This is a genomic window from Pseudarthrobacter sp. B4EP4b, assembly GCF_006680095.1.
Lineage (GTDB): Bacteria > Actinomycetota > Actinomycetes > Actinomycetales > Micrococcaceae > Arthrobacter.
In genome coordinates this window covers 17,844-41,063 of sequence record NZ_VHIJ01000038.1, presented here as the reverse complement: position 1 = coordinate 41,063, position 23,220 = coordinate 17,844, and the positions used below count along the sequence as shown (strand labels likewise).

24 protein-coding genes and 1 pseudogene are annotated in these 23,220 nt (G+C 65.0%); 6 read left to right on the top strand and 19 right to left on the bottom strand.

Annotated elements, in window-relative coordinates; genetic code table 11:
• Positions 1 to 1,067 (bottom strand): aspartate ammonia-lyase (locus FNL14_RS13530; RefSeq protein WP_255470833.1); only part of this gene is annotated, 1,067 nt, incomplete at its 3' end.
• A gap of 145 nt (positions 1,068 to 1,212) precedes the next feature.
• Positions 1,213 to 1,941 (bottom strand): FadR/GntR family transcriptional regulator, encoded by a 729-nt coding sequence (locus tag FNL14_RS13525; protein ID WP_142060810.1) that lies wholly within the window; start codon positions 1,939 to 1,941, stop codon positions 1,213 to 1,215.
• Between the two features lie 9 nt (positions 1,942 to 1,950).
• Between FNL14_RS13525 and FNL14_RS13520 the strand changes: the two genes are divergently transcribed.
• From FNL14_RS13520 to FNL14_RS13510, 3 genes are all read left to right on the top strand, one after another.
• A complete protein-coding gene (locus tag FNL14_RS13520) occupies positions 1,951 to 2,148 on the top strand; it encodes a hypothetical protein (protein WP_142060808.1) in 198 nt (65 codons plus the stop codon).
• A 42-nt stretch (positions 2,149 to 2,190) separates the two neighbouring features.
• Positions 2,191 to 2,946, top strand: a complete 756-nt coding sequence (locus FNL14_RS13515; RefSeq protein ID WP_142060806.1) for a ZIP family metal transporter — start codon at positions 2,191 to 2,193, stop codon at positions 2,944 to 2,946.
• A gap of 160 nt (positions 2,947 to 3,106) precedes the next feature.
• On the top strand, positions 3,107 to 3,295 hold the full coding sequence (locus FNL14_RS13510) for a hypothetical protein (protein WP_142060804.1): 189 nt from the start codon (positions 3,107 to 3,109) through the stop codon (positions 3,293 to 3,295).
• Between the two features lie 253 nt (positions 3,296 to 3,548).
• Here FNL14_RS13510 and FNL14_RS13505 read toward each other — a convergent pair whose 3' ends face one another.
• The 8 genes and pseudogenes from FNL14_RS13505 to FNL14_RS13470 form a co-directional block, all read right to left on the bottom strand.
• A complete protein-coding gene (locus FNL14_RS13505) occupies positions 3,549 to 4,055 on the bottom strand; it encodes a DUF2231 domain-containing protein (RefSeq protein WP_142060818.1) in 507 nt (168 codons plus the stop codon).
• Positions 4,055 to 5,950 carry a glycoside hydrolase family 15 protein gene (locus FNL14_RS13500; protein ID WP_142060802.1) on the bottom strand — a complete coding sequence of 632 codons (1,896 nt, stop codon included), beginning with the start codon at positions 5,948 to 5,950 and terminating at the stop codon, positions 4,055 to 4,057. The genes FNL14_RS13505 and FNL14_RS13500 overlap by 1 nt, the downstream gene beginning before the upstream one ends.
• Positions 5,947 to 6,423: a hypothetical protein gene (locus tag FNL14_RS13495; RefSeq protein ID WP_142060800.1), complete on the bottom strand. Its 477-nt coding sequence runs from the start codon at positions 6,421 to 6,423 to the stop codon at positions 5,947 to 5,949. Before FNL14_RS13495 ends, FNL14_RS13500 begins: the two co-directional genes overlap by 4 nt.
• Positions 6,424 to 6,564: 141 nt before the next feature.
• On the bottom strand, positions 6,565 to 7,086 hold the full coding sequence (locus FNL14_RS13490; protein WP_142060798.1) for a GNAT family N-acetyltransferase: 522 nt from the start codon (positions 7,084 to 7,086) through the stop codon (positions 6,565 to 6,567).
• A 318-nt stretch (positions 7,087 to 7,404) separates the two neighbouring features.
• Entirely contained in the window at positions 7,405 to 8,469 is a 1,065-nt protein-coding gene (gene bioB, locus FNL14_RS13480; RefSeq protein WP_142060796.1) for a biotin synthase BioB, read from the bottom strand.
• A 131-nt stretch (positions 8,470 to 8,600) separates the two neighbouring features.
• Positions 8,601 to 9,329, bottom strand: coding sequence for an aldo/keto reductase (locus FNL14_RS13475; RefSeq protein ID WP_370455859.1), 729 nt, complete (start codon positions 9,327 to 9,329; stop codon positions 8,601 to 8,603).
• 106 nt (positions 9,330 to 9,435) lie between these two features.
• Positions 9,436 to 9,525, bottom strand: a pseudogene (locus FNL14_RS23825) (hypothetical protein); the annotation flags it as partial.
• Between the two features lie 148 nt (positions 9,526 to 9,673).
• Positions 9,674 to 10,894 (bottom strand): MFS transporter, encoded by a 1,221-nt coding sequence (locus tag FNL14_RS13470; RefSeq protein WP_255470832.1) that lies wholly within the window; start codon positions 10,892 to 10,894, stop codon positions 9,674 to 9,676.
• 102 nt (positions 10,895 to 10,996) lie between these two features.
• Between FNL14_RS13470 and FNL14_RS13465 the strand changes: the two genes are divergently transcribed.
• Positions 10,997 to 11,569 carry a TetR/AcrR family transcriptional regulator gene (locus tag FNL14_RS13465; protein ID WP_142060794.1) on the top strand — a complete coding sequence of 191 codons (573 nt, stop codon included), beginning with the start codon at positions 10,997 to 10,999 and terminating at the stop codon, positions 11,567 to 11,569.
• A 47-nt stretch (positions 11,570 to 11,616) separates the two neighbouring features.
• Here FNL14_RS13465 and FNL14_RS13460 read toward each other — a convergent pair whose 3' ends face one another.
• Both FNL14_RS13460 and katG read right to left on the bottom strand, forming a co-directional pair.
• Positions 11,617 to 12,123, bottom strand: coding sequence for an isoprenylcysteine carboxylmethyltransferase family protein (locus FNL14_RS13460; protein WP_091424362.1), 507 nt, complete (start codon positions 12,121 to 12,123; stop codon positions 11,617 to 11,619).
• A 123-nt stretch (positions 12,124 to 12,246) separates the two neighbouring features.
• Positions 12,247 to 14,538 carry a catalase/peroxidase HPI gene (gene katG, locus FNL14_RS13455; RefSeq protein WP_142060792.1) on the bottom strand — a complete coding sequence of 764 codons (2,292 nt, stop codon included), beginning with the start codon at positions 14,536 to 14,538 and terminating at the stop codon, positions 12,247 to 12,249.
• A gap of 349 nt (positions 14,539 to 14,887) precedes the next feature.
• Here katG and FNL14_RS13450 point away from each other — a divergent pair, with 349 nt between their 5' ends.
• A complete protein-coding gene (locus tag FNL14_RS13450; protein ID WP_142060790.1) occupies positions 14,888 to 16,243 on the top strand; it encodes an MFS transporter in 1,356 nt (451 codons plus the stop codon).
• A gap of 88 nt (positions 16,244 to 16,331) precedes the next feature.
• Here FNL14_RS13450 and FNL14_RS13445 read toward each other — a convergent pair whose 3' ends face one another.
• The 3 genes from FNL14_RS13445 to FNL14_RS13435 all read right to left on the bottom strand — a co-directional run bounded on the left by FNL14_RS13445 (position 16,332) and on the right by FNL14_RS13435 (position 17,759).
• Complete coding sequence (locus FNL14_RS13445; protein ID WP_142060789.1) at positions 16,332 to 16,652, bottom strand: multidrug efflux SMR transporter; 321 nt, start codon at positions 16,650 to 16,652, stop codon at positions 16,332 to 16,334.
• Positions 16,649 to 17,005, bottom strand: a complete 357-nt coding sequence (locus FNL14_RS13440) for a multidrug efflux SMR transporter (protein ID WP_142060787.1) — start codon at positions 17,003 to 17,005, stop codon at positions 16,649 to 16,651. Before FNL14_RS13440 ends, FNL14_RS13445 begins: the two co-directional genes overlap by 4 nt.
• Positions 17,006 to 17,120: 115 nt before the next feature.
• Positions 17,121 to 17,759: an isochorismatase family protein gene (locus FNL14_RS13435; protein ID WP_142060785.1), complete on the bottom strand. Its 639-nt coding sequence runs from the start codon at positions 17,757 to 17,759 to the stop codon at positions 17,121 to 17,123.
• A gap of 135 nt (positions 17,760 to 17,894) precedes the next feature.
• On the opposite strand from FNL14_RS13435, the gene FNL14_RS13430 reads away from it, so the two are divergent.
• Positions 17,895 to 18,845, top strand: coding sequence for a GlxA family transcriptional regulator (locus FNL14_RS13430; RefSeq protein ID WP_142060783.1), 951 nt, complete (start codon positions 17,895 to 17,897; stop codon positions 18,843 to 18,845).
• A gap of 69 nt (positions 18,846 to 18,914) precedes the next feature.
• On the opposite strand, the gene FNL14_RS13425 is transcribed toward FNL14_RS13430, so the two are convergent.
• The 4 genes from FNL14_RS13425 to FNL14_RS13410 are packed head-to-tail and all read right to left on the bottom strand — an operon-like array spanning position 18,915 to position 23,140.
• Positions 18,915 to 19,922, bottom strand: coding sequence for a sugar phosphate isomerase/epimerase (locus tag FNL14_RS13425; protein ID WP_142060780.1), 1,008 nt, complete (start codon positions 19,920 to 19,922; stop codon positions 18,915 to 18,917).
• A gap of 26 nt (positions 19,923 to 19,948) precedes the next feature.
• Entirely contained in the window at positions 19,949 to 21,445 is a 1,497-nt protein-coding gene (locus tag FNL14_RS13420) for a sugar ABC transporter ATP-binding protein (RefSeq protein WP_142060778.1), read from the bottom strand.
• Positions 21,442 to 22,296, bottom strand: a complete 855-nt coding sequence (locus tag FNL14_RS13415; protein ID WP_142060776.1) for a sugar phosphate isomerase/epimerase family protein — start codon at positions 22,294 to 22,296, stop codon at positions 21,442 to 21,444. Before FNL14_RS13415 ends, FNL14_RS13420 begins: the two co-directional genes overlap by 4 nt.
• Positions 22,289 to 23,140, bottom strand: coding sequence for a sugar phosphate isomerase/epimerase family protein (locus FNL14_RS13410; RefSeq protein ID WP_142060774.1), 852 nt, complete (start codon positions 23,138 to 23,140; stop codon positions 22,289 to 22,291). The genes FNL14_RS13415 and FNL14_RS13410 overlap by 8 nt, the downstream gene beginning before the upstream one ends.
• Positions 23,141 to 23,220: the final 80 nt, after the last annotated feature.

The window sequence follows — 23,220 nt, the reverse complement described above, 5'->3', positions numbered from 1 at the left end:
ACTTCGTAGGCGACCTGGGAGACGACTTCGGGGATGACCGGGTTGATTTTGCCGGGCATGATGGAGGAGCCGGATTGGACGGCGGGGAGGTTGATTTCGCCGAATCCGGCGCGGGGGCCGGAGGAGAGCAGGCGCAGGTCGTTGCAGATTTTGGAGAGTTTCACGGCGACGCGTTTGAGGACGCCGGAGAGGTGGACGAAGGCGCCGACGTCCTGGGTGGCTTCGATCAGGTCCGGGGCGGTGACCAGGGGCAGGCCGGTGATCTGGGCCAGGTGCCGGCAGGCGGTGTCGGCGTAGCCGGCGGGGGCGTTCAGGCCGGTGCCGATAGCGGTGGCGCCGAGGTTGATTTCGTGGATGAGCAGTTCGGCTTCGGCGAGGCGGAGCCGGTCTTCGCCGATGGTGATGGCGTAGGTGCCGAATTCCTGGCCCAGGGTCATGGGCACGGCGTCCTGGAGCTGGGTGCGGCCCATTTTGACGATGGTGCGGAATTCGAGGGCTTTGGCGGCGCAGGATTCTTCGAGTCCGGCCAGCGCGTCGAGCAGTTCGCGGGCGGCGAAGATGGTGCCGAGCTTCACCGCGGTGGGGTAGACGTCGTTGGTGGACTGGGAGAGGTTGACGTGGTCATTGGGGTGCAGCCGGGCGTAGTCGCCCTTGGGGTGGCCCAGGATTTCCAGGGCGCGGTTGGCGATGACTTCGTTGGCGTTCATGTTCGAGGACGTTCCGGCGCCGCCCTGGATGACGTCCACCACGAACTGGTCGGCAAGCTGACCATCCAGGACGTCCTGGCAGGCTTGTTCGATGGCGTCGGCGCGTTCGGCGTCCAGGAGGCCGAGTTCGCGGTTGGTGCGGGCCGCGGCGAGCTTTACCGCTGCCAGGCCGCGGACCAGGTGCATGTTCGAGGACAACTTCTGCCCCGTGATGGGAAAGTTCTCCACGGCCCGGAGCGTGTGCACACCCCAGTACGCGCCGGCCGGGACATCCCGGTCCCCCAGCAAATCATGCTCAGACCGGACAGGTGCGGGTGCGAGGTCCGGGATGGTGCTGGCGGGGGAGTGCGGAGTGGTCAAGGTGTCCTCTAAGTCTTGGGGTGCCGCCGGGGCTGGCCGGAGGCATGGATGTAGTACGGAGTGAAGGCGCGCGGAAGCCACACCGGATGGCGGCACGCGAAGTAGCTGGTGGTTTTGGTCGGATGGGAGAGTTGGCGGGGCGCAGTTAGCCGGTAAGGCCCGCCCCGGATTTCCCGCCGCCCGGGATGACGGTGCCCAGGGCACACTCCACCCCGTGCAGATGCATGGTCATGGCCTGCGATGCGTCCTCGGCCGAACCGCGTTCGATGGCCTCGAAGATGCGTGCATGCTCTTCACCCGATTCCTTGCGCCGGTCGGCCACAAGGTTGAGGGTGTTGGACTGGTTGGCCATGGCCTCACAAATATCCGAGAGGAAGGACTCGAAGACGCCGTTTCCGCTGGAGCGGGCGATGGTCACATGGAATTCAGTATTCAGCTGGACCCACTGCTGCAGGTCTTTCGCTTCAGACATTTCGCGCAGTATTTCCCGCAGCGCTTCGAGGTCCTCGCTGGTGCGCCGCTGGGCGGCAAGCCCGGCGGCGGGAACCTCCACATGGGGGCGTGCCTCCACAAGGGCACTTGCGGAGTACTTTCCGAGCTTGAGGTCCTGCGCCACTTTGTCAGCGATGACGAAGGTGCCTTTGCCGGTGTGGGTGGCGGTCAGTCCGAGGGCGGTGCAGGAACGTAGTGCTTCGCGGACCATGGTGCGGCTGACACCGTACTGTTTGGCCAGCGAGGCTTCGGAGTCCAAGCGGGTGCCTACCGGAATCTTGCCTGCTTCGATGGCACCGCGGAGGGAAGCAAAAACCGCCTCGGCCGCACCAACGCGTACCACCGGTTCTTGTCTAGCTGTCCAGCTGTCCAACAGGTCCATGTAACGAGCATGGCATCAGTCGCGGGGTGTGTCAATGAAGCGCCGGCAATGTTGCGCAAGGTGGTGGCGTCCTCCCTACGACGGCGGGTGGCCGGCGTGCAGGAACGCGAGGCCAAGTGCACCTCCCGGCCCGCCTTCCTGTTCCGGTTTCCGGCCTGTACTACGCTGGGCCTTTTGAGGCGTGCCGGCTCCGGTGCCGGCGGCTGAGTGAGACAGGCTCCACGCGAGTGGGCCGGGAAGCGGGAACACGTGCCGGTATGGGTTCAGGCGCTGCTGTGGGGAACTGTTGCCGGTGCGGCCCTGGTCCTGGGAGCCGCGTTGTCCTGGCGGTGGAACCTGCCGACCAAGCTGGTGTCCTCCATCATGTCCTTCGGCGCCGGCGTACTGATCTCTGCCCTGGCCTTCGAGCTGGTGGACGAGGCTGTACAGGGCGGCGGACTATGGCCCACCGTGGTGGGGTTCCTGGCAGGGGCCGTGGTGTATGTGGGCGCCAACATGCTGCTGGCCAGGGCTGGGGCGAAACACCGCAAGCGCTCCGGGGACCAGCAGCCCTCCGAATCCGAGGATCCCGGCAGCGGCACGGCCATAGCTGTGGGCGCATTGCTGGACGGTGTCCCGGAATCCGTGGTGCTCGGCGTGGGCATGCTGGCCGGGGGAGTGGTGAGCCCGGCCATGATGGCAGCGGTGTTTATCTCCAACGTTCCCGAGGGGCTTTCCGGGACGGCCGGCATGAAGAAGGCCGGCAGGAGCGCCGGATATGTCTTCGGTATGTGGGGCGGGATCGCGCTGCTGTGCGGCGTTTCCTCGCTGATTGGCTATGCAGCACTGGAGGACGCACCCGGCGAAGTTGTTGCGCTCATTACCGCCGTGGCCGCAGGAGGAATCCTGGCGATGCTCGCGGACACCATGATCCCGGAGGCCTTCGAGCAGCACCACAACCTCACCGGGCTGACGGCGTCGGTGGGGTTCCTGACCGCCTTCACCGTGCACCACCTCGGAGGATGAAGCGCGACGGCGGGACGCGACACTGTGCTGCGTCCCGCCGTCGGCAATTGCCATGTACCGAACGTCGGGGGCTAGTGGCGCACACAATTTCTTGTCTCGTGCCGGAGCCTTTCTGCCTCAGGACTGTTAGCGTGGAGGCCCGGCCATTGAAGGAGGAACAATGACGATCAACTCACCCGACTCCCTTCCTGAGGACGAGCCGCAGGGCGGCGCCGAGGGTTCCCAAGGGAAGAACGACGGCGGCATCCCTGGCGGTGTGGACGGCGTGGGAATCGGTGCCGATGGAGAGCCGAACACCTTCGAACCCGAGGAGGACCCGGACGCGACGGACAGGCCGGAGTCCGACTGAACTGTTCGTCTGCTGGCGCTGCCCGTCTGATCGCGCTCCCGCAGACGTGGGCCACGGCAGCAGCCTGGCTCAAGGTTCCATCAAGAATCGCGCAGCCAGGCCAAAATCACCGGCTGACATGGTTACCAGCCGGTAGATTTCTCTCTGTTTCCACGTTATTTCCCCCAACACGGAAGCAAAGGAAGTCCCCGCGCTGGAGTTCAACTCGCGCGGGGGCTTTCGTCATTTTCCGGCGACGGCGTTGGGTGCGCGTCTACACGAACCCTTCGCCCTGCGTCTTTTCGTCGGCGACCCTGACGCCGTAGTGGTAGGCAAGCTTCCCGCCAAGGTAGCCCGAGGCGCCGACGACCAGATAGCCCACCACGCTGAGGATGAACGGAACGAGCGCGAAGTCCTCCTTGGCGGACCCCAGCCGAAGGAAGAAGCTCACCGCAAACAGTGCCACGGCGGTGAGATTGAGGGACATGTGGATGAGGGCTGTCCGGTGTGCGGGTGTTCCGCCGGCAAGGGTCGCAAAATCCATGAGACCAAAGACGGCGGCGGCCAGTGCGCCGACGATACCGATCCCCACCAGCCACTGGGCCCCGATAAGGAAGGGCTTGTCGTCGCTGCCGAACAGCGCCACGACGTCGAACACGAGGCTCGCTGTCCAGGCGCCGATGGGGATGGTCACCAGTGTGGGGTGGAGCGGGTGTCCATAGGGGCCGGCCAAGGGGCTTTTAGGGTACTTGGACCGCTGGTGGGCTGTGAGGTTTTCCATCATTGCTCCTTTTCACTCTGTGTTTCGTCATCGGTTGGCGGCCGGGGGTCGGGCACAGTATCGCGGAGGGCCAGCGCGGCCTGGACCAGGGCGGAGTGGGTGAGCGCCTGCGGAAAATTGCCCAGGAAGCTGCCCGAGGCCGGATCCATCTCCTCGCTGAGAAGCCCCAGCGGCGAGGCCTTCTCCAGCACGGCCTCGAACAGGGCAACGGCGTCTTTGCGCTGACCGGTGTTCGCCAGCGCTTGGACCAGCCAGAACGAGCAGGGCAGGAATGCCCCCTCCGTTCCCGGAAGGCCGTCCTGTCCGGGCGGATAACGGTAGAGCAGCGGGAATCCGGCGGACAGTTCCGTGCGAATGGCCTCGACTGTTCCCGCCAGGCGGGGTGAACCGGGTTCTTCCAGGCCCGTGAGCGGCAGCACCAGCAGGGCAGCGTCCAGGTCGTCAGAACCATACGTGCGCATGTAAGAGTTCCTGGCGGGGTCGTAGCCCCGCGCCCGTACCTGTGCGGCAATGCCGCTTCGTGCGGTTTCCCAGCGGAGCCGCCGCCGCTTGCCCACATGGTGCGTCGCCGCGATGCGGAGGGCACGGTCCAGCGCAAGCCAGGCCATGACTTTGGAGTGGACGTGCTGGGCGGCGTCGCCGCGGACTTCCCAGATCCCGGCGTCGGGCGCTTCCCAGGTGGCGGCAACCAGATCCGCGAAACCGCGCATCGCGCGCCAGGTCTCCGAGTTCAGCCTGCGTCCCCGCTCCACAAAGGCCCAGGCGGCGTCCAGCACCCAGCCGTAACCGTCGAGCTGGTGCTGGGTGGCCGCCAGGTTTCCAGTCCGCACCGGACTGCTTTGGGCGTAGCCCGGCCAGCGGGACAGGTTCCGCTCTTTCGGGACACGTCCTCCGGTCAACGTCAGGAGCGCAGGCAGATGCGGCCGCTGCAACCGGCTCGCGTGCAGGAGCCAGCCGAGGAAGTCCTCGGCCTCGCGCGTTTTGCCCGCCCGCAGGAAGGCGCCGACGCCGATGCTTGCGTCACGGGGCCAGGCGTACCTGTAGTCCCAGTTACGGATGCCGCCGGGGTCCTCGGGCAGCGAGGTGGTGGGAGCCGCCACCGGAGCCCCGGAAGGGGAGTAGGTCAGCAGGCGGAGCGTGAGCAGGCTCCGCACCACCTCGGCATGGAACGGAATGGCCGTGTCGATCTCCTCCGCCCAAGTCCGCCAGCATGCTTCATCCCGGCCCACGAGCCCCCACGCGGTGCCTGGGTCAACGTGGATCAACGGTTCCCCATAGGCCACGGCAAGGACGAGGGTCAGCGGTTCTTCCGGGGTAATCTCAAAGGTCAGTAGCCGCCCAGGCACAACATCGAGGCGGGGGCTTGTGGCCAGTGAAACAGCCAGCGGACCCCACTCGCAGACGATGTCCCGGCCTTGGCGGACGCGCGGTTGTCGGTGCTGCTCGCCAAGCCGCGGGTCAAACAGCACAGAGGCCCGGACGGGAGATCCTTCCGCGGCCAGCCGCCGGACCAGAATGGTGGTGGGCAACAACTGGCCCGCCACTTCCGCGATCATGGCTTCAGTGAGGGTCAGCCGCCCGTTGCCCGTGGCCCGGACCGTTTGCAGGGTTGCCGTGTTGTGGCGGTAGCTTCGCGAAATCACTGCCGCAGGCCCGGCCGGACCCGCCAGGAAGCGGCCCGCCTCCAGTCCTCCCAGCAAGGCACCAAAGAGGGGCTCGCCGTCGAACGCGGGAGCACAAAGCCAGTCCACCGATCCGTCAACGGAGACAAGCGCTGCTGTCCGTGTGTCGCCGAGGAGCCCGTAGTCCGCGATGGGTGTGGGCCTTGCCTGGGCCGCGGCTTCGGTGGGCCGCTCGCATGGCAGCGGGGCGGGGCCCAGGTGGTCCAGGGTCATCGTGCCCCCAGGAGGAGCCCCAGCACGGCGCCGTAGATGACGTGGGCCACCACGGCAACGGCCGGCGTCTGGATGCCGTAATTCAGGGCCAGCAGGCCCGGTGGTTCCAGTGCGGCGGTGGTGGTGAGTCCTGCCCTGGTGGAGGCCATCCTTGGATGGATCCCGGGCAGCAGGGGCAGGATGACCGTCAGCGCAACGCCGACGTGGAGGAGTCCCAGCAGGGCCCCGAGCCACCAGGTTGCCTGGTGCAGGAGCGCGAAAACGGCGGCGTAGCCCAGGGCAAATGCCTGCCCCGCGGCGAGGTGGATGAAGAAGCCTGCCACCCGTGCTTTGTCCGGATCTGGGGTGACCAGCGTCCCGAGGACCAGCGGCAGGTCGAGGCGGGTGAGCCCGGCCATCTGGGCGGCAATCATGACGGCGGTCAGCACGGAGGTTGCCACCAGCCCGAACAGCGCCCAGCCCTGCCAGTCCATGTCAGCTCACCCGGCCTGGGCGCGTCAGCGCCGAATGCCGGAACCACATAACCCGACCCCGCCACTGCATCGTGGACTCCTTCTAAAAGTAGGTTCTCTAATTTTAGAAGCGCGGGCGGGTATTAGACAAGGAGTGCTTTTTTAGGACCCGGTTCCGATCCAGTAGCGGCGCTTGCCGTTGCGGCTGTCCTCGTAGGTTCCGCCGTTCTTTTCGATGGTGGCCCGGGAGCCGGCGTTGTCCTCGCTGCAGGTCACGAGCACCCGGGGGATTCCCAGCCCGCCGGCCAGGGGGATGGCGTCAGCCAACGCCCGTGCGGCGTGGCCTCGCCGCCTGGCCGATGGCCTGACGCTGTAGCCGATGTGCCCGCCCTCGTTCAGGAGGTACTCGGTCAGTTCATGCCTGATGGCCAGGGAGCCGAGGAACGTGCCGCCGTCCACAATCCACAGATAGGTGCAGGGCACCATGCCGGGCTTCCTGGGGCTTTCGGGCAATGCATCGCTGACAAGGGCGTCCACGAAGCGGCGGAATCCACCGGCATCCTTGAGTTGATCCGGGTCCCAGCCGTCCGTGCCCGACCCGTCCTGCCGGGTGCCAGCGAACTCTGCGGCTGCTTCGAGCCAGGACGAGTGGAGTTTTATGTTGGGAGCGACAAGTTGGGCCATCACAAGATCCTACGTTTCGGGCTGCTCCCTAGGAGGCAAACATTCCGTGCCGGGAGCATTCGGCCGTCCAGCCCAGCGGTGTCACCTGGACTTTCATGCGCCGCCGGCACAAGCCGCAGTAGCGGGGCGGCTCCATCGCCAGACGCTCGCCGCAGCGTTGGTGAACGTCCGACGGCGGGCCGTCGCCGCCGTCGTAAGCCTCGCCGCAGTGCCCGCAAAAGTTTCCGGGCCAAGGGACCACGGCGGCGAGGGACCCCGCCTGAGCTTGCGAAGGCTGGGAGCCGGCGGGGACCTGGGAGGTTAGGGAGCGGTGGGGATTCATAGAGTCTTCTGGAGTTCCTTGATGGGCATGTTGAGGTCCACGAGCAGGTCCAAGTCTGCGGTGGCGGGACGGCCCAGTGTGGTGAGGTAGTTGCCCACGATGACGGCGTTGATTCCACCGAGCAGGCCGTCGCGCGTGCCGAGGTCACCCAAAGTGAGTTCACGGCCCCCGGCGTACCGGAGCACGGTGCGGGGCATGGCCAGGCGGAAGGCGGCGATGGCGCGGAGGGCATCCTTGCCGTCCATGATGCCCTGGTTTTCCAGCGGGGTCCCGGGGCGGGGGTTGAGGAAGTTGAGCGGGACTTCGTGCGGTTCCAGGGCGGCGAGCTGGGCGGCCAGTTCGGCCCGCTGCTCCAGGCTTTCGCCCATGCCGATCAGGGCGCCGCAGCACAGTTCCATACCGGCGTCCTTGACCATGGCGCAGGTTTCCAGCCGTTCCTCGTACGTGTGGGTGGTCACGACTTTGGGGAAGTAGCTGCGCGCTGTTTCGAGGTTGTGGTTGTAGCGGTGGACGCCCCAACCCGCCAGCTGGTCCACCTGGCGCTGCGTGAGCATGCCCAGTGAGCAGGCGATGTTGATGTCCACTTCTTCATTAATGCGGTCGATGGCGAACTTGATCTGGTTCATCAGCTTGATGTCCGGGCCGCGGACCGCGGCGACGATGCAGAACTCGGTAGCTCCGGTGGCGGCGGTTTCCTTGGCGGCTTTGACCAGTTCCGGGATATCCAGCCAGACGCCGCGGACGGGCGAGTCGAAGAGGCCGGACTGGCTGCAGAAGTGGCAGTCCTCAGGGCAGCCGCCGGTCTTGATGGAGATGATTCCTTCCACCTCCACGTCCTCGCCGCAGTGGCGGAGCCGGACCTGGTGCGCCAGCTCGAGCGCGGCCGGAAGTGCTTCATCCGGGAGGCGGAGGATCTCTTCGAGCTGGGCCTGGGTCAGTCCGATGCCCTCCTCCAGAACCTGCCGGCGGGCGGTTTGCAGGATTTGGTAGCCCTTGCTTTGGTGCCCGTTGCCGGCGTTCGCGGAGGTCGGGCTGGTGGGCACGTTCGCCTGAATCGTCATGGATGGGTCCTTTGCGCTTGCCGTGGAAATGCCTCACAGCAGACGCTAGTTCTCCCCACAGGCCGCCATTTTGGAGGGATTCAACAAGAATCTTCTTGTTCAGGCGTGCGGCCAGCTTCTGTCGGTGCTGGTCAGGACGGGATCAGCCCGCGGTCTTGCAGGTCTTGCCACAACTCCTCGGGAACCTCTGCGGCCACGCGCTCGGCGCTCTGGCTGATCTGTTCCGGCTTGCTGGCTCCCACGGTGACGTTGACGACGGCGGGGTGGCGGAAGGGGAACTGGATGGCCGCGGTGGGAAGTTCCACGCCGTGGTCGTTGCAGACTCGAGCCAGTTGTCTGGCGCGTTCCAGGATCTCTTCGCTGGCCTGGGAGTAGTTGTAGTGCGCATCGGAAGGCAATTCGGGCTTGGCGAGGATCCCGGAGTTGTAGACGCCGACGCTGACCACCCCGGTGCCCAGCTCCAGGCAGCGGTCCAGCAGGCCCCCGCCTGGACGGCCGTCCGAACCGGGCTGCTCCAGCATCGTGAACCTGCCGGCCAGCATCAGGAAGTCCAGGTCTGCCGCTTCCACGCACTGGAGGGCAGCGCCGGCAGTGTTGGTGCCGACGCCGATGGCGCGGACGAGACCCTCGGCCCGGACATTCTCCAGGGCAGGCAGCGCTGACTTCACGGCGTCCTCCATGCTGTACACGTCGGGATCATGCAGGTAGGCGATGTCGATGTAGTCCAGGCCCAGCCGTTCCAGCGAGTCTTCGATGCTGCGCCTCACCCCGGCCTCTGAAGGATCCCACTCGCGCCTCAGAACAGCGGGCACATCGAAGCCCTCCGGATCCCGGGCATCTTCGGTTGCAGGCGACGGCACCAGGATCCTGCCCACCTTGGTGGAGAGGACGAATTCCCCCCCGTGGTTTCTCCGCCAGGGCCTCGCCCATTCGCCGTTCGGACAGGCCCAGCCCGTAATGCGGTGCTGTATCGAAGTAGCGGATCCCGGCATCCCACGCCGCCTCCAAAGTTTCAGCCGCTTGCTCATCCGAGATGGCGCGGTACAGGTTGCCCACCCCGGTACCCCCGAAGCCAAGGCGGCCAAGCCGGTCCCGCAACCGCCCGTTGTCCTGGTTCACAGCTCGGCTCCTTCTCCTTTGGGCCACGATGGCAGGAGCCTAAATTCGCAGGGTTGGCGGTGTCAACGACAGCAGGAACTTCAGGTCAGACTGCAGAACCGGCGGGGACTGGTTTGGCCACCCTGTCCTGCCGCATCCGTGCGGCCTGGATGACGATGCCCAGGGCTGCGAAAGCCATGATGACTGCGGCGTAGGACTGCAGGGTGGGAACCAGTCCGAGGAGGGGCACGAGCTGGCCGGCGATGATCAACGGGACGCTGAAGGCAAGGTACGCGGCGGCGTAGATACCGGAGAAGACGCCGGCGCGCTGGTGCGGCTGGATGTGCGGGGCGATCAGCCGAAGCTGGCCGCCGAACGAACCACCAAAGCCGATACCGCCCAGCGCCGCACCAACCCAGACGGCGGGCAGCCAGGTTTCGTTGATTCCGAGAAGGACCAGGACTATGCCGGCGAGGATGAGGATCACGCCCAGGAGGGTGCTGCGCCGTGCAGGGTGCCGGGCAAACATGAAACTTGAAACCGCCGCCGCGAACGGGCCGAGGAATGAGGTGAACCCAGCTGCCAGGCCGCCCTCCACGGCGAAGTAGAGCCGGAGCACCGCGGGGGAAAGCCCCAGGAAGAGCGCCGGGAACATCCAGCCGGCGATGTGCACCGGAATACCGGCATAGAACTCGCCCCGGATACCGGCGGGGAGTTCAAGGCGCGGGGTGAGTGACCGGAGTGCGCCCGGCCGTTTTGCAGTTGTTTCACCGGTGCGGCCAACAAAAGCAATGGCTAGCACCATGACTCCGCTGAGGGCCGCGAAAATGAGTGTGTTGGCGTCCGGGTTGAACTGGACCGCAACTCCAGCCAGCAGCGCACCGATGCCCAGGCCTCCAGCCACCGAGGCTCCCGCCAGGGCGCCGGCGAATTTCTTCAGGTGGGCGGGTGCTTGCTCAACGATGGCCGCGTTGAAGGCGCTGGTGGCCAGCCCGGTGGCCAGGCCCTGAAGGGCGCGGGCCAGGATCAGCCAGGTGATGCTTGGGGCAAACAGGAACACCAGCATGGAAGCCAGTTCTCCGTACAGGGCGGCAAGCATCACCGGCCGGCGGCCGATGTGGTCCGAGAGTGAACCGCCCACCAGGAGGGAAGCCAGCAGCCCTAACGCATAAATCGAGAAGGCGATGGTCAGGGTTCCGGCAGAGAATCCCCATTCTTGCTGGCGAAGTGAGAGGAGCGGTGTTGGGGCACCGGCGGCGAAAAAGAACGCAGCAAAAACTGCGGCCAGTCCCGCGAACGATAAACGGGGTGAGAGCAGACGGGGCAAGATGGGTCTCCTTAGACAGAATGGTCTAACAAGAACCAGTTAGACAGATCGGTATAAGCAAGTCAAGCCAATTTAGACAGATCTGTCTGATAAACTCTTTTTATGACTTCCACCCGAGTCCCGGCCCGTCAGCGCCTCCTCGAAGCGGCGGACAAATTGTTCTATGCCGAGGGTGTCCACACTGTCGGGATCGACCGGGTTATCGAAGAGGCCGGGGTCGCGAAGGGCTCACTCTTCTACAACTTCTCCGGCAAGGACGAGCTCGTGGCCGCCTATCTCGCCAGCCGTGACCAGCGCCGGCGTGACCGGATCGCACGGTACCAGCAAGGCCTGGAAGATCCGGTCGAGAAGCTGCTCGCCATGTTTGACGCTCTGCAGGAGGCCGTCAGCGAGCCCGGCTACAAAGGCTGCGCGTTTGCCAATGCGAATGCTGAAGCGCTGCCGGGCAGTGTTGAGGCCAAAGCCCTGCGTACTTTCCGTGACTGGCTCAGCAACATGCTCCTGGCGCTGTCCCAGGAAGCCGGTTTTGCTGATGCTGCCGGCGTTTCGGCCCGCCTCGGCCTGCTCTACGACGGCGCGGTGGCGAATTCGCAGCTCGATGCGCACACGGACGCGGTCCGGTTGGCCAAGGAACTCGCTTCGTTGGTCCTGGAAACCTCACCAAAGGCGTCCTGAGCAAGGACGATGGGTGCAGGCGGAGCAGGCGAACTGTTTGGCTGCTGTCACCTCCGCCACGGCGTGAGCCGCGGCCACCATCCCGGCACGTTGCGCTTGTAGTCAAGGTACTGCTCGCCGTATGTCTCAGTGAGGGTGGGCTCCTCGTAGCCCAGCACAAACGTGACCACTGCAGTGAGGGCAATCGCTGCGTAGAGCACCAGCCACCAGCTGCCGAACAGCAGCGCCTGGCCGAGGATGATGGCGAGCACCGCGAGATACATCGGGTTTCGCACATGCCGGTAGGCGCCGGTGACCACAAGTGTCTCAGTTGGAGCGACCGGCGCGGGCGTCCCTCGGTGCAGGGCAAACAGCGCGAAGGCATGCAGGAGGAAAGCCACTCCGAGGATTATTGCGATCCAGGCAACCGGCACCACCCAGGCTGCGCCTCCCCAGTCATGCGGCCGCCAGCCGGAAATGAGCCACGGGATGACGCCCGCCACGATGCCCGGCGCAAGGAACAGGAACAGGATGGTGCCGATCCAGTCCCTTGCGCGAGCGGCAGACTGCCTCATAAACGTCAGGCTAATCCGCTTCCTCGAACCGCGCGAGGGTGCGTTGACTTTGATGGAGCAGAACTGAGTCCGGGCGGGCTGCAAAAGTGCAGCCCGCCCGGACGCGTCCGTACTACAAAGGACTTACTTCAGGTCGAAGCGGTCCAGCTCCATGACCTTGACCCACGCCGCCACGAAGTCGTTGACGAACTTCTCCCCGGCGTCGTCGCTGGCGTAGACCTCGGACAGTGCCCGAAGCTGGGAGTTGGAACCGAAGACCAGGTCCACCGGGGTTGCCGTCCACTTCAGTTCGCCGGTGGCAACATCGGTGATCTCGTAGACGTTCTCCTCCGACTCGGATGCCTTCCACTTGGTGCCGGGGGACAGGAGGTTGACGAAGAAGTCGTTCGTCAGGACCTGCGGCCTGTCCGTGAGGACGCCGTGCTTGGAACCACCGGTGTTGGTGCCCAGGGCACGCATGCCGCCGATGAGCGCCGTCATTTCCGGCGCGGAGAGGTCCAGCAGGTACGCCTTGTCCAGCAGGAGCGTCTCCGGCTGGAGCTTCTCGCCGGGCCTCACGTAGTTGCGGAACCCGTCCGCGCGCGGCTTCAGGTACTGGAAGGACTCGACGTCGGTCTGGTCCTGGGCTGCATCGGTGCGGCCTGGACGGAACGGCACAGTGACGGGGAACCCGGCGTCGCTCGCGGCTTTCTCCACAGCGGCACAGCCGCCGAGGACGATCAAGTCCGCGAGCGACACCTGTCCGTTGGTTTGGGACGAGTTGAACTCCTCCTGCACTCTCTCGATGGCCTGCAACGCCGTCGAAAGCTGCTCGGGCTCGTTCACCTCCCACCCGCTCTGGGGCTCCAGACGGATGCGGGCACCATTCGCCCCGCCTCGCTTGTCGGTCTTGCGGTAAGTTGAGGCGGCGGCCCAGGCGGTGCTGGCCAGTTGAGAGACGGACAGACCCGAGTCCAGGAGCTTTGCCTTGAGCGAGGCGATGTCCTGTTCGCCGATCAACTCGTGGTTCACAGTGGGGATGGGATCCTGCCACAGTTGGGCTTCAGGAACCCAGGGTCCGAGCATGTGCGGGCCCACCGGTCCCATGTCGCGGTGCAGCAGCTTGTACCAGGCCTTAGCAAAGGCGAGCTGGAAGTCGTCCGGGTTCTGCAGGAAGCGCCGGCCGATCTCCTCGTAGACCGGGTCGAAGCGCAGCGACAGGTCCGTGGTCAGCATGGTGGGCCGGTGCTTTTTCGCGGGGTCGTGCGCATCCGGGATGATCTCCGGGGCATCCTTGGCAACCCACTGGTGCGCGCCGGCCGGGCTCTTCACGAGCTCCCACTCGTACTCGAACAGGATTTCCAGGAAGCGGCTGCTCCACTGGGTGGGCCGGTCCGTCCAGGTGACTTCAAGGCCGGAGGTGATGGTGTCGCCGCCCTTGCCGCTGCCGTAGGTGCTGAGCCAGCCCAGCCCCTGGGCTTCGAGGTCCGCGCCTTCCGGCTCGGGGCCAACGTGGGCATCGGCGTCACCGGCGCCGTGGGTCTTGCCAAACGTGTGGCCGCCGGCGATCAGCGCGAAGGTCTCCTCATCGTTCATCGCCATGCGCTTGAAGGTCTCGCGGATAAACGCCGCCGCCAGTTTCGGATCCGGGTTGCCCATCGGGCCCTCGGGGTTGACGTAGATCAGGCCCATCTCGGTGGAGCCCACTTCTTCAGCCATCTGGCCTTCGCCGATGTAGCGTTCGTCGCCGAGCCAGGTGTCCTCAGGCCCCCAGAAAATCTCCTCGGGCTCCCAGACGTCCTCCCGGCCGAAGGCGAAACCAAAGGTCTTGAAGCCCATGGACTCGAGGGCCACGTTGCCCGCGAGGACCAGAAGGTCGGCCCAGGAGAGCTTCTGGCCGTACTTCTGCTTGACCGGCCACAGCAGCCGCCGGGCCTTGTCCAGGTTGGCGTTGTCCGGCCAGCTGTTCAGCGGGGCAAAGCGCTGGCTGCCGTCGCCTGCACCGCCACGGCCATCGTGGACGCGGTAGGTGCCTGCAGCGTGCCAGCTCAACCGGATCATCAGGCCGCCGTAGTGGCCGAAGTCCGCGGGCCACCAGTCCTGGGACGTGGTGAGGACCTCGGTGATGTCCTGCTTGAGGGCCTCGACGTCGAGCTTTTGGAACTCCTCGCGGTAATTGAACGACGGGCCCAGCGGGTTGCCCGCCGGGTGGTTGGAGTGCAGCACGGAGAGGTCCAGCTGGTTGGGCCACCAGTCCGCGACCGTCCTCGGCCGGTGCCCCTTGGGCTCGGGGGAGTCAATGGCCGGGTTTTCACTCTCGCTACCGTGCGAGGTGACGCTGCCGTGGTCCACCGGGCACCCGCCCTCGACCTTGCTGTCCAGGCCTTGCGCGCTTCCCGGGGTGGGGACCGGAGGATGGTCCTGTGGATCGGTCATGTGCTTCCTTCCCTATGGCCGAGGCCGTGGAGCGGACTCGGGCAGCCGGTTCAACCTTCCCATTTGACCATGAGAGGGGGCCCGGGCGAGAGCCCCTTAAGCCATTCGAGAACCCGCGGATTTTCTCCTTGCGGGAACCGCGGTAGTGCCCTTGACGTGGCGGCGGCACGGGCCGCAGAAGGGGGCTTTGACGTGGTGCCCATCACTCGATAGAATTTATGAAACGATTCAAGAAGCCCTGACAGATAAGAAACTGCCTGTCCCGTGCCACCCCGCCAGCAGTCACGAGAAAAGCCCCAGCCGGAAAGACTTCCGGTTCTTTGCCAAAGACGCCGAAGGAAACCAGCGCATGACCACCATTCCCGCCGCGGACACCCCCCGAAAGCTCGACGCCGGCCATCAAGGCAGGGATCCGAAGAAGGCCGCGATGAGCGGCTGGATCGGCGGCGCCCTCGAGTACTACGACTTTGCCCTCTACTCGCTCGCTGCGACGTTGGTCTTCCCAGCCATCTTCTTCCCCTCGGGAAACCCCACCGTGGCGATCATCGCCTCGCTGGCGACGTACGCCGTCGGATATGTTTCCCGTCCGGTGGGCGCGATCGTCCTGGGCGCCATAGGTGACAAGCACGGCCGCAAGAACGTCCTCGTTTTCGCGATGCTGCTCATGGGGTTCGCCACCTTCGCCGTGGGACTCCTGCCTACCTATGGCCAGGTGGGCCTCCTCGCGCCCGCCCTGCTGGTGATCCTCCGCCTCATCCAGGGCTTCGCCGTCGCCGGTGAATTGGGCGGTGCCAGCGCAATGATCGTTGAGCATTCCCCGGACGCCCGGCGCGGCTTCTTCGCGAGCTTCAGCCTGCAGGGCACCCAGGTGGGCTCCATCCTGGCCACCGCTGTGCTGCTTCCCCTGTCCGCGCTCCTCCCCAAGGACCAGTTCGAGACGTGGGGCTGGCGAATCCCGTTCCTGCTCAGCGCCTTCGTGATCCTGGCCGGATACATCATCCGCCGCCGGGTCCAGGAACCGCCGGCCTACCTCGCGCAGTCCGACGTGGGCCAGGCAAAGCGCCGCTTCCCGCTGGTTGACCTGATGCGGACCCACCCGCGCGTCCTGATCCGCTGCATCATCATGACCTTCACCAACGTGGTGGGCATGGCCACGCTGATCTTCGGCGTCTCGTACGCCACACAGAAGGGCTACGGCATTGGATTCTCCAGCAGCGAGTTCCTCTGGGTAACGCTCGTGGCCAACATCGCTGCCGTCATCACCATCCCCGTCTTCGGCGCCCTGTCCGACAAAATCGGCCGTAAAACGCTGATGATTGCCGGCGGCCTGGGCGGCGGCCTCCTGACGTGGGGCTACCTGTGGGCCATCGACCAGCGGAGCCTGTTCCTCGTCTTTGCCTGCGTCCTGATCGTGCAGGGCATCTTCTTCCAGATGTGGAACGCCACGTTCGCCACCTTCTTCCAGGAACAGTTCCCCATGCGGATCCGGGTCACCGGCTTTGCCGTATCCCAGAACGTCGGCCTGATGATCGCCTCGTTCTTCCCGAGCATCTTCACCGCAGTGGCACCTCCGGGTTCCACCAACGTCCCGATGGTGATCGGCATGATCACCTTCGGTATCTCCCTGGCCGCCGCGCTGGCCACCTTCCTGTCCTCGGACACCAGGGGCAAGTCCCTTGAGGACCTTGAGGCGCACAAAGCCTGAGAACAAACGTACGACGCCGTTGCCCGCCCGTGCGGGCGGCGGCGTCGTTGCGTTGGTGCCCACCGCCGTCGTCAGGGCTCACCGGGCCTTAGTGTGTCGCGCCGAGCTCGATGAGCAGGACGCCGCCGATGATCAGGCCCAGCCCCAGCATCATCACGGGGGTGATCGTCTCCTTGAAGAAGACACGGCTCGCCAGGGCCGTCAGCGCGACGCCGGCGGCTGCCCAGATGCCGTAGGCCACTCCGAGGCTCATGCCCTGGTCCAGGGTCAGGGTGAGGAGCGTGAATGCCAGGACGTACCCACCGGCGACCGGCAGGTACCAGCGCCGCTTGCCGGTGGAAGCGACGCGCAGGAAGAGGGTGGCGGTCACCTCGGTGAGGATGGCCCCTGCCAGCAGCAGCCACATCATGAGTTCACCATTTCTTGTTCCCGTTCTTCTGCCGGCTCCTTATGCGACCCGAGTTCAACGCACAGCACTCCGCCAATGACCATCGCGACGCCGATCATCATCACCGGGGTCAGCGCCTCGCCAAAGATCAGGGCGGCCAGCAGCACCGTGAGTGTCACTCCCAGCGCAGCCCAGATGCCGTAGGCGACGCCGAGGCCAAGGCCCTTCCGGAGGACTGCTGCGAGGAAGCCAAAGGATGCGGCGTAGCCCGCAACCACAACAACGAAGAACACGGGGTTGTCCAGGGCCGCTTTCAAGGAGAGCGACGCCGTCACCTCACTCAGGATCGCGCCGGCGAGAAGAATCCACTTCATGTAAACAGTCCTTGAAATCCGGTGAGGCTTGGTCCCCGTGTTTGCAACGGCGCGGTTGCTGGGGATGTTCCCGGGCCCCGCGCCGCAAGCAGGCGGGGAGGCCCGGGGCTGCGGTCTAGGCTTGGGGGACGAGTTCCGAACCCGCCATGGCGGAGCTGCCAAGGTCACTCCTGGAGAGGGCCTGCCCGGTCTTCAGTGCGTTGGTCCAGGTGACGGTGTCGGCTACCGCTGCCCAGTTCGAGTTCAGCAGCGCAAGGAGCGTGGTGTGCACAGTCTTCGCGTCGGCGAAGCCTGCCTCATTCGCCAGGTTGATGGCGCCGGTGGCGTCTGAGAGGACCTCGGTGCTGAAGCCAAGGAACTCTGCCTCCACGGCGGAGGCGAGCACGCAGTTGTTGGCCATGTAGCCGGCCAAGGTGACAGTGTCGACGTCGTGCTGCCGCAGCCATTCAGCGAGGTCCGTGCCGGCGTAGACGGAGCCGTACTGCTTGACCAGTGACTTCCATTCGGCGGTTTTGCGGCGTTCAATCTCGGGGTGCAGCTCGAAGCCGGGCGTGCCGGGCGCAAAGACTGGCGCGCCTTCGCCTGCCGAGTGCTGGATGACGGCAACGGGAATGCCCGCGGCGGTGGCGGCGTCGATGGCCTTTGCAATGGTGGGCAGGGACTCCTGGTGCGGCGGGTACTGGATCTCGAGGGGGCCGCTGAAGTACTGCTGCTGCACGTCGATGAGGATGAGGGCGCGGCGGGGGCTGGTCATGTTCTTGTTTCTCCCTTGGGTTTCTCTTCACTGCCTTTTGGCGACGTTTCCAGTCTTGCCGCTGCCCATGCGCGGAAACAGTGGCACGAAGGCAAATGTACGATGGATTTGGGCCAAGGTAGGGAAAGGGGCATTTTGCGGATCGCGGTATACGCCTTCGATGGGGCGACAATGTTCCACCTGGCCGTTCCACAGATGGTTTTTGACGAGGTGGCCCGCCAGGGCCTTGCCGCGTGGAAGACTGTCCTCTTTTCTGAGCAGGCAGGCGGAATCACCACCGCTGAGGGCTACCGGCTGGGGGAGGTGAGAGGGCCGGAGGCCGCGGAAGAAGCGGACGTGGTGGTGGTGCCTTCATGGTTCGACGACGGGCGCGTCCCCAGTGATTCGCTGCGGCAGGTGCTCCAGGGGGCACACGGGCGCGGGGCCCCGATCTTGGGGTTGTGCCTAGGTGCGATCCCCGTAGCCGACGCCGGCTTACTCGCGGGCCGCCGGGCCGTCACGCACTGGCAGGCATTCGACTCGCTGGCCGTTCGGCACCCCAACGTCCCGCTCGACCGGTCTGTGCTCTATATCGATCACGGCGACGTCCTGACTTCCGCCGGAACCGCCTCAGCCCTGGACGCCTGCCTGCACCTCGTGCGCGCCAAGCTGGGAGCGGAAGCCGCGAACCAGGTGGCACGCAGCCTGGTCATCGCCCCGCACCGGGAGGGCGGACAGGCGCAATACATCGAGCACCCCGTGCCGGAGCGCTCCACAGATGATCCGATCTCGCGCCTGCTCGAATGGGCGCTGGCCCGCCTGGGCGAACCGCTGACCATTGACCGGTTGGCGGCCCAGGCCCACCTGAGCCGCCGCACCTTCGTCCGCGCCTTCCGGGCAGCTACCGGGACCACGCCGGCGGCCTGGATCCGCGCCCGCCGCCTCGACGCAGCCCGGCGGCTGCTGGAGACAACAGACCTGTCGATAGACCAGGTCTCCACCGACTGCGGCTTTGGCAACGCGGTCACCCTGCGTCAAAACTTCGCCGACGCCTTTTCCACAACGCCCACGGAGTACCGGCGGCGCTTTGACGTGCGGCTTGGGTAATCACGATAGACGCCAGTGCTGTCCTCAAGCGGGGGCTTGAAGACAGCACTGGCGTTGAATCACCAATCCTTACTGCTTGAAGGCGGCGTCGAAGGAGGTGTTCGACGGCGGGAAGTCGAACTTTTTGAGTGCTGCGAGGGCTTCGGGGGCGCCGTGGAGGCGGTCCATGCCGGCGTCTTCCCATTCGACGGAGATGGGGCCGTTATAGCCGATCGCGGACAGGGCGCGGAAGGATGCTTCCCAGGGGACGTCGCCGCGGCTGGCGGAGACGAAATCCCAGCCGCGGCGCGGGTCGCCCCAGGCCAGGTGGGAGCCCAGGACGGTGTTGCGGCCGGTCTGGCGAATCTTGGTGTCCTTGCAGTCCACGTGGTAGATCCGGTCCTTGAAGTCCCAGATGAAGGAGACGGGGTCGATGCCCTGCCACATCATGTGGGACGGGTCCCAGTTCAGGCCGAAGGCGGGGCGGTGGTTGATCGCTTCGAGGGTGCGGACGGTGGTCCAGTAGTCGTAGGCGATCTCACTCGGGTGGACTTCGTGGGCGAAGCGGACGCCGCATTCGTCAAAGACGTCCAGGATGGGGTTCCAGCGGTCGGCGAAGTCCTGGTAGCCGGCGTCGATGACCTTGTCGGGGACGGGCGGGAACATGGCGACGTATTGCCAGATGGAGGAGCCGGTGAACCCGACGACGGTGTCCACGCCCAGTGCCTTGGCGAGCCGGGCGGTGTGTTTCATTTCCTCGGCGGCGCGTTGGCGGACGCCTTCGGGGTCGCCGTCGCCCCAGACTTTGGACCCGACGATGGCTTCGTGGCGGAAGTCGATGGGGTCATCGCAGACGGCCTGGCCCTTGAGGTGGTTGGAGATGGCCCAGACCTTCAGGTTGTACTTCTCCAACATGGCGAGTTTGGAGTCGACGTAGCCGGGTTCGTCCCAGCGCCAGGCGTCCAGGTGGTCGCCGGAGACGGCGATCTCCAGGCCGTCGTAGCCCCAGCCGGACGCCAGGCGCGCGACTTCCTCGAAGGGCAGGTCGGCCCACTGGCCGGTGAACAAGGTGAACGACCGGGGCTCTTGGTAGGTCATAATTGTTTCCGTTCTGGTGGGATTGCCTACGCAGCGGCGTAAGCGATGACGTTTTCTTTGGTTGCCTGGGCTTTGTCCAGTTCGGCCACCACTCGGCCGGCCCGCATGACCATCACTCTGTCGGAGAGCTCGAGCAGCTCAGGGAGCTCGCTGGAGATCACGAGCACGGCCACGCCTCGACGGGCCAGCTGTTCGATCAAACGGTGGATTTCGGCTTTAGCACCGATGTCGATGCCCTTTGTCGGCTCGTCCAGGATGAGGACCTTGGGATTGCTTGCCAGGCAGCGGGCGATGATGACCTTTTGCTGGTTGCCGCCGGAAAGTGACTGTATCGGGGTTTCGGCGGACGGGGTCCTGACATCGAGTTCCTTGATATAGCCGTTAACCATCTTCTTTTCATGGCCCCGCTGCAAGATGCCCCACTTGCTGACCTGCTTCAGGAGCGTCAGGGTGGTGTTTTCGCGGATGGACAGCATTGGAATGATGGCCTGCAGCTTCCGCTCCTCCGGGACGAGGGCAATACCGGCGGCGATGCCGGCTGAGGCGCCATGAAGATTAAGTTTCCGGCCGTTTACCTGAACGGTTCCGGCGTCGGCTTTGTCGGCCCCGTAGATACAACGGGCGACCTCGGTCCGGCCCGCACCGACGAGCCCTGCGAGTCCAACGATCTCTCCTGCGTGCAGCTGGAGGTCAACGTCCTCAAAGGCACCGGCAAGGCTTAGGCCCCGCGCCTCGAGAACAAGGTCACCGCGTTCGCGGGGAATGTGCTCATAGAGGTCGACGTCCTTGCCTACCATCAGCTGCACCACGGAACGGGCGTCAAGTTCATCCGCGGTGACGGAGGAGGCCACCGTTTTGCCTTCGCGGATGACGGTGATCCGGTCGGCCAGTGTGAAGACTTCCTCCAGTTTGTGCGAGACGTACATGATCGCCAGGCCCTTGCTCCGCAGCTCGTCGACGAGTTTGTACAGTTTTTCAACGTCCTGCTCGGTCAGGGCCGTGGTGGGTTCATCCATGATGATGACCCTCGCGTCCTGGGCTATGGCGCGCGCGATTTCGACCATCTGGCCGTCCACCGTTGAGAGCGCCATGGCAGGGGTGTCGAGGTTGAGGTGGGGTGCAACCTGGTCCAGGGCCTTGCGTGCGCGCTTGCGGATCTCCCGGCGGGAGAGGATGCCGTTGTGTCCACCCCAGTTTCCTAGAAGAACGTTCTCGGCCACGGACAGGTCCGGGACCAGATTGTGCTCCTGGTAGATGGTGGCGATGCCGGCCGCCTTGGATGCCACCGTGCTGGAGGGCATGAGCTCGCCGTCCACGTACACCCCGCCTTCGTCCGGAGTGTAGAACCCGCTGAGTGTCTTGATCAGCGTTGATTTTCCTGCTCCGTTTTCGCCGCAGACGCAGTGCACCTCTCCGGCATGAAGCTCAAAGTTCATGCCGGAGAGGGCGACTACGCCCGGAAACAGTTTTACGAGATTGCGTGCTTCAACGATTGCTGGAGCGCGTCCGGGCTTCTCGGTCATGCCAGTTCCCTCCTCAGGAAGGTGAGTCCGTCACGGGCCAGAGCGTCCATGGATGGCGCCACCGGCCGCCAGAGCGAAACGGCCTTGGCGATTTCCTCGACCGTGGGAAGGAATGATTCGACCACAATGGAACCTTGGTAGTTGATCGTTTTCAGTGCGTCGAAGGTCTCGGACCATGGCACGTGACCGCTGCCGGGCGTTCCGCGGTCGTTTTCTGACACCTGGAAGTGGAAGACTTTGTCACCCGCGGCAGTGATGGCCGCGCCGATGTTCTTCTCTTCGATGTTCATGTGGAACGTGTCGAGCATCAGGCCCACGTTGTCCCGGCCGATCAGCCCGCACAGTTCCAGACCCTGTTCGACGGTGTTCACAAGGTCGGTTTCGAACCGGTTGAGCGGTTCTATGGCCAGAGTGACGCCGCGTTCGGAGGCGTAGTCGGCCACTTCACGCAGGCTGTCTGCCGCCCACTGGCGCTGCTGCTGGCGTTCCTCCTGGGGAAGTAACCGGGCTTTGCCAGTGGCGGAGTACATCGGGCCGGCCACGTGGGGTGACCCGACGGCCTGGGCGATGTCGACACACAGTTTCAGGTATTCGATGCCCTGCCGCCGCTTCTGCGGGTCCTCGTGCGAGACGTCCCGGTCCGGTCCAAACGCACCGCAGATTGACACAGGCAGTCCGGTTCGTTCTGAGGCCTTCTTCAGTGCTTCCGCGCTGACCACTGCGGGGTCTTCAATGCAAACCTCGATCAGGTCGTAGCCCATCTCCTTGGCGACATCGAACTGATCGACGTCGTTGTCGGTGAACGGGGAGACGAGGATGAAAGTGCTGACGCCGAACTCGTATTTACTCATTGGGCCACAGCTCCTGTTCCAGCTTCTTCATTTCGTTAATAGCCTTTTCGGTATAGGAATCCAGGAATTCCAGGTGGCCGTTGCGTGCCATCATGGCGAAGGGGTTCGACGCGGCGGGCAGGAGCTCGAAGGTCAGGTAGCCGTCGAAGTTGATGTCCTTCAACGTCTGCAGGGTGGGACGGAAGTCGGTGTGTCCTACGCCAGGGGCTGCACGGGTTGAATCGGCCAGGTGGACGTGGTTGACCTTGCTGCCGGCACGGGCGAAGGCGCCATGAATGCTGTCTTCTTCGATGTTCATGTGGAAGAGGTCACCATGCACGCCCCCGTTCTTCAGGCCGGTAGCGTCCAGAAGTTCAACGGCGCGGTCGAGCCGGTTCAGGAAATGCGTCTCGTAGCGGTTCCACGCTTCGAGAGTGATGTTGACGCCAACATTGGCTGCATATTCGCCGAGGGTGCGGACGTTCTCCACAGCCCATTCCCATTCCTGTTCGTCGCTGGCCAGGGCCTCGGTCTTACCCACCGGGGACGGGCCGACGATGATGGTCGGAGCTCCGACGGCGGCGGCGAAGTCGGCTACCGACTTGCCATAGTCCAGGGCCTTCTGCCGGTTGGCGGCGCTGGGGTTGATCAGGTCGCGTTCCTCGCCGAACCAAATGCTGCAGATGGAGCTGACGTCAATGCCTGCGTCCTTGGTGAGCCGGTTGATTTCTTCGACGTTGTGCGTTGCCGGTTCTCCTACGAGTTCGATGGCGTCGTAGCCGTAGCGGGCGACGCGGTCGATGCCTTTGGCGATGTCTTCCTGGTAGTAGACGATGGCGTTGTAGGAATACTTGAAGCGGGACATGTTTCTCCTTGAGTTGGAATTGGTTTGTTGCTGCCGGGCCAAGGGACTAACCTCGGCCCGGCCGTCACTGCTCTGGGGCG